Origin of the sequence: Limnohabitans radicicola, assembly GCF_014837235.1 — a bacterium.
Lineage (GTDB): Bacteria > Pseudomonadota > Gammaproteobacteria > Burkholderiales > Burkholderiaceae_C > Limnohabitans_A > Limnohabitans_A radicicola.
The window spans coordinates 695,359-708,813 of sequence record NZ_JACYFT010000002.1 but is presented as its reverse complement, the minus strand read 5'-3'; the positions used below and the strand labels follow the sequence as shown (position 1 = coordinate 708,813).

Here is a 13,455-nt window from a genome sequence, read left to right as displayed (position 1 = left end):
TTGGGGACTGCCATGAAACGACTCTACCGGTTAGGACAACGGCTATTTGGGGCACATGACGGGGATTTTCAGCAAGTCCTGGCGCAGGCCTATGCCAACAACCAGCGGCCCCAGTGTGCATGTAAACCAGCGGGTGCACCCGCACCTGAGCTGTATGTGGCCAAGATCGCCAGTCGCTCAATCTACGAATTACGTAGAATGCCCAAGGCCGGGTCTCGCCACGCCAGCGATTGCGATCACTATGAACCACCGCCTGGCCTTAGCGGCTTGGCTCAAGTGCAAGGGCATGCCATTTTGGAAGACACTCAAAATGACACGGTCGAGCTCAAGCTGGACTTCGCGCTGTCCAAAATCAGTGGGCGAGCGCTGCCGACGCCCAAAGACACGCCGGTTGACAGCGTCAAAAGCGATGGCACCAAGCTCACACTGCGGGGGCTTTTGCACTATCTGTGGCACGCGGCCGGGCTGGACAAATGGTATCCAGCCATGCAGGGCAAGCGCACCTACGGCACCTTCTACAAATTCATTAGCCAGGCTGCCCTGGGCAAGATTGCCAAGTCTCAGCCGCTTGCGGACATGCTCTATGTGCCCGAGCCCCACAATCCGGATCGCGAGGCTGACATCCGCAGTCGCAGGATGCTCAGAATGGCACAGTTGGCCAGCAGCTCTGGAGCAACGACCCGGTTGGGGCTTTTGGTTGGAGAGCTGTATGAGCTAAGGCCCGCGCAATTTGGGCATCAGGCGATTTTCAAGGGCGCAATGGATTGCCCGTTTCGAGTGAACGATGACCTTTACAAGCGCATGCTCAAACACTTCGAGGCTGCCCTGACCATGTGGGATCAACACCTGCAGGACAGCCATCTGATTGTGATCGGCACGTTTACCGTCGATGCGGCCGGGATGCCGTTGCTCCATGAGGTGGCCGTGATGAACGTGACGCAAAACTGGATTCCGTTCGAGACCATCTATGAAAAGAGCCTGGTGGACGCGCTAACTGAGCAGCACCGCGTTTTCTGGAAGTGTCTTCGCTTTAACTTACCAACGCGTGCCCCCATGGCCAATGCTGTGGTGACCGACACCGCAGAAGCTTGTGCCTTGTGCATTCTGCCACCAGGCGCGACCGAAGAGGATCAGCAAGAGCTTTCCAGGCAAGTCGGCACTGATGAGATGCCGCTTTGGTTCTGGAGGGCAGGGGAGCAGGAGATGCCCGATTTCCCACTCGCGCAAAATCCGATTGGTGCGCAAGACTGAGAATTGATCCATAATCGCGAGCGAGGGGCTTTCCTCCCCGCTTCACCTCCCTGAGCGGGTGCCTTGATGTGTGACAGCAAAAAGGCTTTTGAACCTCGGCTGCGGTCGAGGTTTTTTTTGGCCAAAACGCTTTTGAAGCGCTGTCAGAGTGGGATCTGAACTTGCGCCGCACTCTCAGGCGAGCGAGCGTCATATTCACGTATCAGCGCCTCCACCTCATGGCGTACAGGGCTGACAAACGTCATTTGTCGCAGCTCGTCAACGTATTTTTTCTCCAGCCAGACCATGAAATTGAACCTGGCGGTCAGGACCGCATGGTCAATGGTGCTGCTTGCTTTCATGTGCTTACCTTTGGACTCGTTCACCAGATGCGCGAGTGCATTGGTTTTCACACTATTATGGCGGTAGAAGGGATCAGCATCATGACCGATACCAACACAGCATCCGTTGCATTTTCATTGGCTGGATCGCGCACTACCAGCAAGCATTTCCGTCTTTGCAATTGGTGCGAGAAGAAAAAGCTGCCCGAGAGCGGGGTGGAAATGGGCAAGGGTTTGTGGAAATGTGGCCACTGCTGGACTCGGCAAGCGAGTCGCCCTGCCAAGAGCATCTGACGCGGATTGTGTCAAGCGTTTTGCGCCATGGCGATGCTAAATTGCGCCCGGTCTTTGCCTTCGATCCATTTGGGGGCCTTGCCTTGACCGGTCCAGGTCTGGCCGCTGGCATGGTCGCGGTATTTGGCTGGAACCGGTTTACGGGTAGATTTTGTGGCGCCAGCGCGGCCAGCACGCCCAGGAAAGACGTCCTGAACTGTCAACTGGTATTGAGCAATCAGTTCGCGCACTTGGGAAACGGCAGCTGAAATTTCATTTTGCCGGGCTTGGGCGATGGCTTTATCAAGGGCTTCGCGCTGTTGCAAAAGGTCCTGAAGGGTAGCGGACATGATGGATGACTCCAGAAATTGAAAATTGATTTTTGATTGTATGAGCTGACTCTCCACTTTGCAGCCCATGATGAAAATCCGGATACCCAAACAATAGAGCCATTGTTGAGCGCCCACGCTGCATCGCCTGCGGCAATGGCGCCCAGTCCCAAGGTGAGTGCTGCGGTGCCCAGGGCGTAGCCCAAGGCGGTCCAGCTGCTGTTGGACTCCACGTCCTGGTAGACCTGCTCTTCGATTTCGGGGAAGGAGCCGCCACGCTGTTCATCAAAGTGCACGCCCGCCCACGCCAGGTGTTTTTCGTGGGTACAGCCGTTGTAGCGGGGGCAGTACACGGCCATGGGCACCGCCTGCCCGGTCACTGCAGCGGGGCTGAACGCCGGGGGCAAGGCCAGGTAGAACTTGGGCTTGACGAAAGCCTTGGTCGTGGTGGTGATGCGCTTTCTCAAAATATTGCCCGACTGGCTGGTGCTTTGGTCGTAGCGGATCTCTGGCTCCATCAGCAGCGCATAAGGGGCGCTGTGGTGGGCCATGGCGCGGCCAATGCACGAGTAGGTGGTGCTGGGTGTTGCGGGATAGCTGCTGCTGGAGACGCACAATCCGCCAACCAATGAGCCACTACCAGGGCGGGTATTGACACTGGCGCGAAGAGTGCAGAGGAGCGCAGTCCCGCTGCTGGCTTATTTTTTGGCTTGTTTGACAGATTCCGTGAAGCGGAACACAATGCGAACATGATCCATTCGTTCACTTGTTTCGATACTGAGGCGCTTTTCCATAGCCAAGATGTGCCTCGGTTCAAGAACATTGAACGTGTGGCGAGGCGAAAGCTCTTGCAACTACATGCTGCTACTGTGTTGGCCAGCTTGAGGGTTCCACCTGGGAACCAGCTTGAAGCATTGAAGGGCGATCGTCGAGGGCAACACAGCATCCGCATCAATGACCAGTGGCGACTTTGTTTCGTGTGGCATGACGACGGTGCCCACCAGGTCGAAATTGTGGACTACCACTAGGAGGTAAACATGGCTGAACTACTCGAAGAAATCCACCCCGGCGAAATCTTGCTGGAGGACTTCATGAAGCCGATGGGTATATCCGCCCGTCAGCTTGCGGCGGACATTGACGTTTCACCCAGTCGGATCAGTGAGCTGGTGCATGGGAATCGTCCGATAACCACCGACACGGCTTTGCGGCTTGGCTTGTTTTTCAATATGGAGCCGCGTTTCTGGATGAACCTTCAAACCGAGTACGAAATGCGCGTTGCGGCCCGTACCGTGCGTGAAAAAATCGCGCCAAGGATTCGTGTTTTCCATCATCACGCTGCTGCCTGATTTTACTCTGACACAACAACAGCCAATCATGAGGCCGCTGCAATTGCCGCCGCTGCCCATGGGCAAAGCCTCAATCAGTGGGCTGAAAGTGCTCTTCGACAAGCATCGTTGGCTTCTTGAGCTCGATATTCATGGAGCCGGTCAACGCCTGCCCTCTGAACTGCGTTATTGATTTATCAAGGGAGATCCGTATGAAAACACCTCTGACCCAGCGCATCGCCAAAGCCGCCATGGCCACACTGGCTGTGGCGCTGTTCAGTGGCTGCGCTTACAACTACACAGGGGCACAGCGACTGGAGCGGTGGACTCCTGGAGAAAACAAGGATCTCGCACTTGTTCTGGCTGTGCGCCCCGCCAGCGAGGCTGCTGAACTGGCGCAAATCTGCAAAGAGGGTACGTTCCCTTCTGTCTGGAAAGGCGCTTTCGATCCTCAAGGACCTGCCCTGACTTATGTTCTGGCCAACGTTTGTCCTTCGATTGGGGAGTGGCGATTTATCAGGGGATTTGTGAAATCTGATTTCACTAAGGGACCGATAATGGCTGCAGGTTTGATTAAACCTGGACTTGAGGTGAATGCAGAGGACATCGTTGAAGCATCGAAACTGCTGGATGAGAGGGGACAACTTTTGAGGCCCGCACTCGTCACCCGCGTCGTCCGCAAGAACGCCTTGAAGGAGCGTGACCCAACCTGCTACTGGGACGGTCAGAGCGGTCGTCTGGACGGCTTTGCCACCGGTGGCGTGGTATGCCCGGCTGAAGGTTGGGACTGGCGCGAGCAAAAGTGGGCCAAGAAGTGAATTGGCACTGAATCCACATCGTTCAATGAACAAAGGGGCCGACATCCATCGGCCCCTTTTGCTTGGGGCGGCTTGCTTCGCCGGATCAGTCTACGCCTTTGACCAGGCAACGGTTCAGTCGCTTTCTGTCGTTGCCGTAGCCAGCGGCTATGCAAGCAGCTCGGTTGTGCTCATAGAGCTCGGGGCTCGAGCGTGGACGGGGGTCGTAGGCATCGGCGCGCGGCATCATGCCCGAGGCTTGGCCAGCGGCGTCGCACTGCGCGGCCGTCCAGGAGACCGGGCACACTCCCTGGATGAGCTGGGTGACTGCCCCCAGATTGGCCTCGGAGCCTGGCAGGCCCGGTGCTGGCGGCTGCAAGTGGCGCTCGGCTGTACGGTCGTATGTGGTGGTGCAGTGTCGGTTGGTGCAGTAAGAGCCGGTGCTCGAACCCGAGGGGATGTCTTGTGGGCGCCAGCCGGTCTCATTCAACCAGCCTGCCTGAGGCGAAGTGGCGCTGCCGCCGTTGATCAAGGTGTTGATGCCCAGGTAGACCATGCCGGTAGCTGCGCCTACGGTGGTGCCTGCGATGGCTGCGGTTTCAGCGGAAACCACAGAAGTCGCACTCGACACAATGGCACCATTGTTGAGCGCCCATGCCGCATCGCCTGCGGCAATGGCGCCCAGACCCCAGGTGAGGGCTGCGGTGCCCAATGCGTAGGCCAGGGCGGTCCAGCTGCTTCTGGACTCCACGTCCTGGTAGACCTGCTCTTCGATTTCGGGGAAGGAGCCGCCACGCTGTTCATCAAAGTGCACGCCCGCCCACGCCAGGTGTTTTTCGTGGGTACAGCCGTTGTAGCGGGGGCAGTACACGGCCATGGGCACCGCCTGGCCGGTCACTGCAGCGGGGCTGAAAGCCGGGGGCAAGGCCAGATAGAACTTGGGCTTGACGTAAGCCTTGGTCGTGGTGGTGATGCGCTTTCTCAAAATATTGCCAGACTGGCTGGTGCTTTGGTCGTAGCGGATCTCTGGCTCCATCAGCAGCGCATAAGGGGCGCTGTGGTGGGCCATGGCGCGGCCTATGACCACCTGCGCTGCGGCCGGGCTGATGTTGTAGAAGATGGGATCGGTGGAGCTGGCCTTGAACTGCTCAAACGGGTCATAACCCTTGTTGCCCAAGAAATATGCCTCATCGTCGGTCAGGAAGCTGCGCCGGGGAATGTCCCAGATGCCCATCTCTGGGGTCCACTCTGAGATCAATGCTTTTTGCATGCCTTCTGCTGTGCGGATGACCTTCATGACGCTCACGCGCAGCTGGGCTTTTTCTGGCAAGTAGCGGCCAATCACCCAGGGGGCGCCGCCGGTGCGCTTTTGCCACATGTCGTAGGACACTTCGTTGGAGTCCAGTCCCAGAAGTGCCGCCCAGGCGCGGTCGTTGGAGAACATGGCCGGTCCTTTGGTGGCTTTGAGCTGCTCTTCGCGGGATGTGCGTGTTGTGCCCAAAGCGGTGCTCAGCCTGCCCACCTCGGTCCACACGGGCATGGGCACCTGGGTCTGGAAAAAACAGTTGTTGACTGAGCACTGCATTCGGTATTTGTGCTGCACCGGGGTAACAGCTGGCGCCACTGTGGCACCCCCTGGAATTTGCGCGCTGGCCAAGCCCGGGATGGCCAGGCAGGAGACCAGGGTGGAGCACGCCAGCAGGCAGCTAATCCACTTTTTGGAGGAGTTGGTGAACTTCATGGTGGTGCCTTTCATGTTGGGGGGGATGTGGTCCTGTCTTGGGCATCAGTCAGGGCAGATCAGGGGTGCCCAGGTGGCAGCTGACGTGCTCTGGGCGATGCAGCTCGAGCCGCTCAAGATGCCTGCAGAGCAGCTGTAGTTGGGTGTTGCGGCGGTGGTCAAGGTAGAAACGCAGCTTGATCCGCTCAGGGTGCCGCCATTGAGACAGGTATAGGTTGTCGTGGGGGTGGCGCTGTAGGTGCTGGCGGCCACGGCGCAGGTGCTGCCGCTGCGCGTGCCCCCGTTGAGACAGGTATAGGTTGTCGTGGGTGTGGCCGCGTAGCTGGAGCCGGGTTGAGTACAAGTCGAGCCGCTGAGCAAGCCGCCATTGAGACAGCTATAGGTTGTCGTGGGTGTGGCGGGATAGCTGGTGCTGGAGACGCACAAACCACCGACCAATGAACCACCGCTCTGGCATGTGTTGATGCTTGCACGAAACTGCAGCCACATCTCGCCCCGGCCGCCCACGATGGTGCGCACCTGGATGGCGTTATTACCTGCGACCAGATAAGGGCGCAGATCGATGTCAAAGGCCATGTCCCAGCTGCGGCCCAGCTCGGGCCAGCCGTATTCATTGGCACCGTAGCGAACTTTGTTGACTATATATGTAAAGCATGTCTCACCACAGGTCTCCACTTCCTGATCCACAAGCTCCAGCCGGTCACCGGGATAGGGGGCTGTGCCAATCCAGGTGCCGTTGACTCTGAGGCTTACCCAATCATCGAATTGGGCTCTTATTAACCTAAATTCACTCACCGAGGCGGGATTGGGGATGTGGACCGTCATCGTCCGGTCGTATTGACCGGCGCCCCAGTAGTTATCACCAATTGAGCCGAATGTGATCAGGCCGGGCGTGCCCGAGCCCACGACCGTATCACCTGTTGACGCAGAGGCCGATGGATTTCCGGTAGATGGGGCGTAAGTGGTAGTGACTGTGCATGTGCTGCCGCTGCGGGTGCCGCCATTGAGGCAGCTATAGGTTGTCGTGGGGGTGGCAGCGTAGCTGGAGCCGGGTTGAGTACAAGTCGAGCCGCTGAGCAAGCCGCCATTGAGGCAGCTATAGGTTGTCGTGGGTGTGGCGGGATAGCTGGTGCTGGCGATGGTGCATGTCGTTCCGTTACGCGTGCCCCCATTGAGACAGGCATAGGTTGTCGTGGGGGTGGCAGCGGTCGTTGTGGTGCTCGAACAGCTGCTGCCGTTGGGTGGGCTTGAGTTTGCGCATGTGTAGGTCACATTGGCGGCGGTGGAAGTCGTTGTAACGCACCGATCCCCGACAACTTGACCTCCATTTAGGCACGTGTACTCACCGGCCGTAGGGGGCGTTTGCACCTGCATGGTGGCCATCCGCACGACCCCGGGCATGTCGGTCTTGGCCACAAGCTCAAGAGGAGTATCAAACGGACTGACCACAAAGGGCTCGACGGCGGATGGTTTTTCAGAGACGCCCAAGCTGACGTCAAAGCTGGCTGCGGGGCGTGAGCTGTTAAGCCCTCGGGTGCTGTTGAGCTTGGTGGGCAGCGCCTGGGTGTCCGTCATCGTGTACCTGTCAATCGTTTCGACCACGGTGTAGCCGATCGAGCCGGCACATCTGTAGGAACCCGATGTGCAGGAGATGCGGGTGTACAGGCGCACATCGAATGCGATCTGGATGTTGGGTGTCAATCCTGCGCTGGTTTCAGAGAAGGCCACCTCCACGGCCCTGACGTAGTCGATGATGGCTTTGCGCGAGGCTGTCTGGTCCATGAGCGAGCGTGCGCTGGGTTGGCCTGCTGCGCACCCTGAAACGGTTGGCGCGGTGGCCACGCAGCGCGGCCCTGCTTCGCTGTCGCCTTCAGGGCTGTCGTAGGCGCCCGAGGTGTACACGGTGGTCCATCCCGTGACGGGCGAGCCGTCGTAGCGGCGCAGTTGCCACTTGAGCATACCCGCGTCGGCCCAGGCGTACGAGGCGGGGATGGATCGGCCTACCGCTTTGGAGTAGTAGACGAGGTAGACGAGCGTGGGGTCTTCTTCAACGACCTCGGGGTCGGCGGTGAGTACACGCCCGCTGGGGCTGAGAATGATGTACCAGGTCACTTTCATGGGGCGGGAAGCACCGGAGCCGGAACCTAGTGGCCGCACGGTCTGGTTAAAGACCCAGACAGCGCCTGCGACGCGGGCAGCGGCGGCGGCTGTTCGAATACGCGAGATCAAAGTGGTCTGCTGGGGAAGCAGGGCGGCTTTGGCGGCAGCTTCAATTTGCGCGATCGTGTAGATGCCGTCCCCGTATGACTGGGTCTGTGCCGTGATGCGGGGATCAGATGTCTTATTGACCGCACTGGTCACGGTGTCCATCTGTAAGCTGGAGGTGGCCGAGCCGTAATCCATGTTGACCAGCTGGGCGGAGGTGATGGCGCTCAAGTCGGTGACAGAAGTAATGGATTGGTTCAGGCGCAGACCCAGCCCGGTTGTATCTTGTTGGGCCTGCGCTGTGCGCGGGGACAGGATCAAAGTGAGCACAGCCATGGCCATAGTGATGCACGCCAGCAGTACCCGGGCGCGGTGGCCAAGGCCCCAGGCTGTGGCCTGGCTGGGCGACGCTGGATAGCGCGAAGATAGTAAAAACGGCATGCGATTCATAGGCACCTCGTGGCGGAAATCGGGGACAGTCAAGGGGCAAAGGCGTGTCAAGGGGTTGACTGCGGGGCAGGCACCAGCGGGAATGTCTGCGGGACGGGCGGCAGCGCTGCTGCAGGCACGGCGATGGGGCTGATGGGGCGCGGCTGCGCGCTGTCGGTGCTGGCGCGCTGGGCGTCCACGGAGGCGACGATGCTGGGTGCAGAGCTCGCTGCCGGTTTGAGCTCCACGATTTCATCGGCAAAGCGGATCTCGGCGCGGCTTGCGCGGGCTCCTTGTGGCGCGGGGGCGAAGGTCTCTGGTGTGTGCGTAAGCTGTGCGTGGCCAGCCAGGGTGGGGGCAAAGAACCCCGGCTGTGCCTGCGCTCCCGCTGCGGTGCGCTTGGCGGGTGATGGTCCAGATCCTGGGACAGACCCTGGTGTCGGCAGGGGCGCGCTCGGTGAGATGGGCGAGAGGATCTTGACTTCGCTGGAGAAGCGGGATTTTTCTGCGGCATTGCGCAGCCGCGCCACCTGCAGTTCGCTGGAGCTTTGGGTTTGCTTGGTTTTTTCGCTGGCGATGGCGGTGATCAGCTTTTCGCGCTCCAGGGTGCGGCGCAACTGGGCCTCGCTCAGGGGCTGGGCAGTGAATGGGTTGATGTCCTTGTCATCATCGGCAGTTTGCCCTGCTGTTGCAGCCTTTGCTGGCACTGTGGCTGAGCCAGCATCTGAGCGAACCTCGGGCTTTGAAGGAGGATTCGGTTGGACCTTGGCCAAGCCAGGCGATGAGGCTGAGCTGGCAGATGGCGCATCTGGTATGGGGGCCGGGCCGCCTCGAGCGGCGCAAGGGGCAGCCGAAGTTGCCATCAGAATGATGGCCAGCAGGGCTTTGGTCGTGGGCGGTGATCCAAAGACAGGGCGGGGAAAAGCGTTCATGGGGGTCTCCTGGTGAGATTGCAATGGATGAGCTTTGAGAGGGTTAATACGCGCCGACTGCGGTGCGGGTAATGCTTGCGCCGCCCGGCAGCGTGGTTGTGATGCGGGCCGTAAAGGGCGGTGAGCGCAGGCTTGCGGTGGTGTTTTCTGGGGTGCGCACGTCATCCGAGCTGTTGTCCAGCTGCAAGATGCCGCCCCAGGGGTTAGTCACATCCAGGACAGTCAGCCCCAGCACATCAGAGATGCCATTGCTGGTCATGAGCGCTGGGGCGCCGCCCGTGTTGGGCAGCGCACCGGTGCCGTCAAACTCCCCCGCGCTCACCCCGGCGCGGTTGGTGCGGGCGAAGTAATTGATGGCCGTGTCCCGATCCGAGTTGGAGAGGTAGCGGGCGTTGAAGTAGGCTGCCACCGCATCGCTGGCACGCTTGACCTGCGCGAGCGTGGCCTCGACCTGGGCGGCCACCAGGGACCTGCCGTCGATGAATGCCCCCTTGTCGTCACCGGAGAGCGTCAAGGAAGTGGCGCTCAGGCTGGTGCCTGTATCAATGGCACCGTCTCGCCCGGGTGAGACGAAAGCGTAGTTGTGGTACCAATAGCTCACCCCAGACTGAGTACCGGTTTGGCGGGTCGTCATCAGCACGCACAGACCCTGGCCCCAGCCGTCTTTGTAGGCATCGGTGGTGCTCATTTGCAGATAGCGAGCCAGTGGTGCAAAGGTGGCAGCGGCGCTCGCGCACGCGCCAGAGGCGTTGGCCGCCACAGGCGCCATGGTGCCCGCTTGCAACGCCATGATGGCCGAGGGCTGTGCATCCACCGTGGCCATTTCGGTTCTGTATGCGCCCACGGCAGCTTGCTTGAGCAGCTCCAGACGGGTGTCCGTTTCCACTTTGGCTCGCAAATCCAGGGCCGGAGAGAGCATATTGGACAGTGGAATCATCAAGAGGCCCATCAAGGCCACGGCCACCATCATCTCGGCCAAGGTGAAGCCACGTTGCTCCAGGCGGGAGGGCCGGAGCGAAGGGGGCCTGAACTCCTTGCGCCTGGGGTTGGATTGCCTGCGCAAACTCATGTCAGCTCCGTGCATCCAAGGCTCGGCTGAGCATGTCAGCGCGGGGGCTGGCGGTCAATGCGGCCTCGCGAGTGACCAGGCCGCTTTGCACAAGTTCAAACAGGTGGTGATTGAGGGTTTGTTGACCCATGCTTCGCCCGGTCTCCATGGTCTGCGCAATTTGCGTGATCTGGCCAGCTGCGATGTTGGCCCGAATCCCCTGGTTGACCAGCAGCACCTCGCAAGCGAGCACACGCTGCGTGGGCTGAGCAGCTTGCGGCAGCAAGCGCTGCGCAACAATGGCGCGCAAGCTGCTGGAGAGGACCGAGCGCGCCAAATCACGCTCGGCCTCGGGGTAGAAAGCCAATGCGCGGTCAATGGTCTCGGGTGCGCTGTTGGTGTGCAGCGTGGCCAGCACCAGGTGGCCCGTTTGCGCCGCCTGCAGGCAAGCATGCATAGTGGCCTGGTCACGGACTTCGCCCACCAGGATCACATCCGGGTCTTCGCGCATGGCGGCCACAACGCCTTGGGCGAAGCTGTGGCAGTCCCCGTGCGGTCCAATGGAGCGCTGGCGGATACGTGAGCGTTGGTCTTTGTGGATGTACTCGATCGGGGCTTCCAGGCTGATGATGTTGGCGGCCTGATTGGCGTTGATGTGGCCAATGAGGGCGGCCAAGGTGGTCGTCTTGCCGGAGCCGGTGCCGCCGCAGACGAAGATCAGGCCACTGGAGGCAGACAGCAGAGGGGTCACTGTGGCTGGCAGACCCAAAGTGTCCACATCTGGCACGTGGCTGGGCAGCAAGCGCAGCGCCAGTTCAATCTGGTCGCATGCGAGAAAGACGTGGTTGCGAAGCCGCTCGCCGCCCGCCAGGCTCAGCGCCAGATCCTCTTGCCCTCCGCAGTTTTGGAGGTGGGTGTGCAACTCGCTTGCGCTGGACAGGCGCAGCACTTGCAGCGTGTTTTCAAGCAGCTGTGCGCAGGCCTGTGGTGAGTGCACGCGCTGCATGACCCCGCTCAGGCGAACCCAGACATCCGGGGCATTGCGTCCAAGGCTCAGGTGGATGTCGGACAAGCCGTGCATAGCCAGCAGCTGTGCCAGGCTTGTGGCGTGCAGTGGCTGATCGACGGCGGTTGACTCAGCACTCACTGGTGCTGGCGAGGTTTCGGTCGTAGTCGTGGTCATGGTCGTTCCAATACTGTGTTCAATCATTGGCCTGTGCATCACTGGCCTGTGCTGTAGGTCAGGTAGGCGCCTGAGGGTGTGCGCAGTCGCATGGCCAAGCTGTAGGGCAATACCTGAGAGGCCACGCCAGAGGCGTTGCTGATCTCCACGACCGCGCCCCAAGGCGCGGTGACATCGAGCACAGAAAGCCCTGAAGCGGCCATGGCCTGCGCAATGCTTGTCATGGGGCTCCAGGTGTCCACGCAGGGCAAGGCGGGGCCAGAGTTGCTGCACGCGCTTGAGCGCAAAAAATTGACCTCCGTGCTCATGACTGAAGCCTGGCGCTGCGCACTTGCCCAGGCTGTGATCGCACGGCCAGCGGCCAGCATCTGCTGGTAGCCAGTGGCCATGCGTTGCTGCGTGAGCGCACGGGCGTCGTAGAGCCGCCACAGCGCATCCCCACCGATCTCATACATGGGCAATCCGTTGACCAGGTTGGCTGTGGGTTGAGGGTTCGTGGCCGGATACCACACCAGGATTTGCCTGCTGGGCTCGCAGTCCATGACGCCGGTGCAGCCCGAGCGCACGATGGGGGTTGAGATGGCCATGCGCAGCGACGGGTGGCGCATCGACAACATACCCCTCAGGGCGCTCTCGTTGGGCGTGCTCGTCCCCAGACTGGCAAATCCGGTGCGCTCATACCAGAGTGTGAGCTCGCCCAAGGTGGCGTTGATTTGACCGGTGATCATCTGGGTGCGGCCCGCCGAATCGGTGTGGGACGTGGTGCCCACGGCCGTCAGAGCGGCACTGGCCGTCAAAAAAATCACCAATACCAGCACAGCCGCTTGTCCCCTTTGACCTGCAGGGGCAGCCTGTCGTTGGTTGATGCGCAGATGGTGCATGGGCTTTAGCGGCTGTCGGCGATCTTGAAGTCCACCGTGCCCACTTCGGTCGCGCCTGTGCCTGGGGTGGCGCGGCATTTGCCGTTCGCAAAGGTCGCATTGGCCACCACATCGGTATTGGCACAAGATTTGATGTACTCGGTGATGATGGCGTTCGGGACGTTGGTCGCGCGCAGGTAGTACACCCAGGTGAAGTTGCCGCCGTTGGTGGCGCTGGCCGCTTCGCGGGCAATCGTGATGGTGGTGGCATCGCTGATCGCCTGCTCCTGGATGTTGTTGGAGGCGTCCACGGGCTGGCGCTCCATGTAGGGGCCTGACCAGCTCGTTGTGGCGGCAATGCCATTGAACATGTTCCCAGCGGTGGCGTCTGTGCGGTTCCACAGCACGGACAGGCGGTTGGGGATGCCACCCATGTCCATCTTGGCTCGGTTGGTCGCGTCTGAGAGGGTCTTCATGTTGGTCAGCAGGCGTGTAGCTTTGGACTTGTCGCCGGAGTAATTCGCCATGAATACCCCCGCCAAAATGCCCAGAACGGCAATCACCACCATGATTTCAATCAAGGTCATGCCGCGCTGGCAAATTTCTTTGGCCAGTTTGCGATGGGCTTGCGGACTGTTCGCAGGGTTCGCCAGAGCGCTCTGAGAGCTCTGGGCGGACAGATCGACACTGTTAGTGCCGTCGTTGGTGTTCGTGTTCGTGTCTTTCATGGTTAACTCCTGTTGTGAAAGAAATGTTGAGTTG

Annotated in this window: 14 protein-coding genes; 6 read left to right on the top strand and 8 right to left on the bottom strand. The window is 60.2% G+C overall.

Translation table 11 applies throughout. The annotated features are described in order from the left end of the window. The first annotated feature begins 12 nt into the window (after positions 1 to 12). Together IC609_RS11095 and IC609_RS11090 are read left to right on the top strand one after the other, a co-directional pair. On the top strand, positions 13 to 1,251 hold the full coding sequence (locus IC609_RS11095; RefSeq protein ID WP_191819552.1) for a DUF1173 family protein: 1,239 nt from the start codon (positions 13 to 15) through the stop codon (positions 1,249 to 1,251). 218 nt (positions 1,252 to 1,469) lie between these two features. Next, positions 1,470 to 1,865, top strand: coding sequence for a hypothetical protein (locus IC609_RS11090; protein ID WP_191819551.1), 396 nt, complete (start codon positions 1,470 to 1,472; stop codon positions 1,863 to 1,865). Positions 1,866 to 1,876: 11 nt separating this feature from the next. Here IC609_RS11090 and IC609_RS11085 read toward each other — a convergent pair whose 3' ends face one another. Beyond that, entirely contained in the window at positions 1,877 to 2,311 is a 435-nt protein-coding gene (locus IC609_RS11085; protein WP_333473681.1) for an H-NS histone family protein, read from the bottom strand. 611 nt (positions 2,312 to 2,922) lie between these two features. Between IC609_RS11085 and IC609_RS11080 the strand changes: the two genes are divergently transcribed. The 4 genes from IC609_RS11080 to IC609_RS11065 are packed head-to-tail and all read left to right on the top strand — an operon-like array spanning position 2,923 to position 4,316. Beyond that, positions 2,923 to 3,201 carry a type II toxin-antitoxin system RelE/ParE family toxin gene (locus IC609_RS11080; RefSeq protein ID WP_191819550.1) on the top strand — a complete coding sequence of 93 codons (279 nt, stop codon included), beginning with the start codon at positions 2,923 to 2,925 and terminating at the stop codon, positions 3,199 to 3,201. A 9-nt stretch (positions 3,202 to 3,210) separates the two neighbouring features. Then, on the top strand, positions 3,211 to 3,519 hold the full coding sequence (locus IC609_RS11075; protein WP_191819549.1) for a HigA family addiction module antitoxin: 309 nt from the start codon (positions 3,211 to 3,213) through the stop codon (positions 3,517 to 3,519). Next, on the top strand, positions 3,491 to 3,691 hold the full coding sequence (locus tag IC609_RS16280) for a hypothetical protein (RefSeq protein WP_232844243.1): 201 nt from the start codon (positions 3,491 to 3,493) through the stop codon (positions 3,689 to 3,691). The genes IC609_RS11075 and IC609_RS16280 overlap by 29 nt, the downstream gene beginning before the upstream one ends. A 19-nt stretch (positions 3,692 to 3,710) precedes the next feature. Next, complete coding sequence (locus IC609_RS11065; RefSeq protein WP_191819548.1) at positions 3,711 to 4,316, top strand: hypothetical protein; 606 nt, start codon at positions 3,711 to 3,713, stop codon at positions 4,314 to 4,316. A gap of 85 nt (positions 4,317 to 4,401) precedes the next feature. Here the strand turns inward: IC609_RS11065 and IC609_RS11060 are convergent, their stop codons facing one another. From IC609_RS11060 to IC609_RS11030, 7 genes are read right to left on the bottom strand one after another with little or no spacing between them, the layout of a single operon-like run. Next, entirely contained in the window at positions 4,402 to 6,036 is a 1,635-nt protein-coding gene (locus tag IC609_RS11060) for a hypothetical protein (RefSeq protein ID WP_191819547.1), read from the bottom strand. A 45-nt stretch (positions 6,037 to 6,081) separates the two neighbouring features. Beyond that, the gene (locus tag IC609_RS11055) at positions 6,082 to 8,691 is read right to left on the bottom strand and encodes a hypothetical protein (RefSeq protein WP_225224125.1); all 2,610 of its coding nucleotides are present in this window, start codon (positions 8,689 to 8,691) and stop codon (positions 6,082 to 6,084) included. Between the two features lie 47 nt (positions 8,692 to 8,738). After that, positions 8,739 to 9,602: a hypothetical protein gene (locus tag IC609_RS11050; RefSeq protein ID WP_191819545.1), complete on the bottom strand. Its 864-nt coding sequence runs from the start codon at positions 9,600 to 9,602 to the stop codon at positions 8,739 to 8,741. Positions 9,603 to 9,645: 43 nt separating this feature from the next. After that, positions 9,646 to 10,671: a type II secretion system protein gene (locus tag IC609_RS11045; protein ID WP_191819544.1), complete on the bottom strand. Its 1,026-nt coding sequence runs from the start codon at positions 10,669 to 10,671 to the stop codon at positions 9,646 to 9,648. Position 10,672: 1 nt separating this feature from the next. Beyond that, on the bottom strand, positions 10,673 to 11,833 hold the full coding sequence (locus IC609_RS11040) for a type IV pilus twitching motility protein PilT (protein WP_191819543.1): 1,161 nt from the start codon (positions 11,831 to 11,833) through the stop codon (positions 10,673 to 10,675). Between the two features lie 38 nt (positions 11,834 to 11,871). After that, positions 11,872 to 12,714: a hypothetical protein gene (locus tag IC609_RS11035; protein WP_191819542.1), complete on the bottom strand. Its 843-nt coding sequence runs from the start codon at positions 12,712 to 12,714 to the stop codon at positions 11,872 to 11,874. 5 nt (positions 12,715 to 12,719) lie between these two features. Beyond that, on the bottom strand, positions 12,720 to 13,421 hold the full coding sequence (locus IC609_RS11030) for a prepilin-type N-terminal cleavage/methylation domain-containing protein (protein WP_191819541.1): 702 nt from the start codon (positions 13,419 to 13,421) through the stop codon (positions 12,720 to 12,722). Positions 13,422 to 13,455 lie beyond the last annotated feature (34 nt).

Coding starts and splice junctions, on each gene's coding strand:
- IC609_RS11090 (WP_191819551.1), top strand. CDS start 1,470: ATGGCGTACAGGGCTGACAAACGTCATTTGTCGCAGCTCGTCAACGTA.
- IC609_RS11045 (WP_191819544.1), bottom strand. CDS start 10,671: ATGAGTTTGCGCAGGCAATCCAACCCCAGGCGCAAGGAGTTCAGGCCC.
- IC609_RS11030 (WP_191819541.1), bottom strand. CDS start 13,421: ATGAAAGACACGAACACGAACACCAACGACGGCACTAACAGTGTCGAT.
- IC609_RS11035 (WP_191819542.1), bottom strand. CDS start 12,714: ATGCACCATCTGCGCATCAACCAACGACAGGCTGCCCCTGCAGGTCAA.
- IC609_RS11075 (WP_191819549.1), top strand. CDS start 3,211: ATGGCTGAACTACTCGAAGAAATCCACCCCGGCGAAATCTTGCTGGAG.
- IC609_RS11060 (WP_191819547.1), bottom strand. CDS start 6,036: ATGAAGTTCACCAACTCCTCCAAAAAGTGGATTAGCTGCCTGCTGGCG.
- IC609_RS11055 (WP_225224125.1), bottom strand. CDS start 8,691: ATGAATCGCATGCCGTTTTTACTATCTTCGCGCTATCCAGCGTCGCCC.
- IC609_RS11065 (WP_191819548.1), top strand. CDS start 3,711: ATGAAAACACCTCTGACCCAGCGCATCGCCAAAGCCGCCATGGCCACA.
- IC609_RS11050 (WP_191819545.1), bottom strand. CDS start 9,602: ATGAACGCTTTTCCCCGCCCTGTCTTTGGATCACCGCCCACGACCAAA.
- IC609_RS11040 (WP_191819543.1), bottom strand. CDS start 11,833: ATGACCACGACTACGACCGAAACCTCGCCAGCACCAGTGAGTGCTGAG.
- IC609_RS11095 (WP_191819552.1), top strand. CDS start 13: ATGAAACGACTCTACCGGTTAGGACAACGGCTATTTGGGGCACATGAC.
- IC609_RS11080 (WP_191819550.1), top strand. CDS start 2,923: ATGATCCATTCGTTCACTTGTTTCGATACTGAGGCGCTTTTCCATAGC.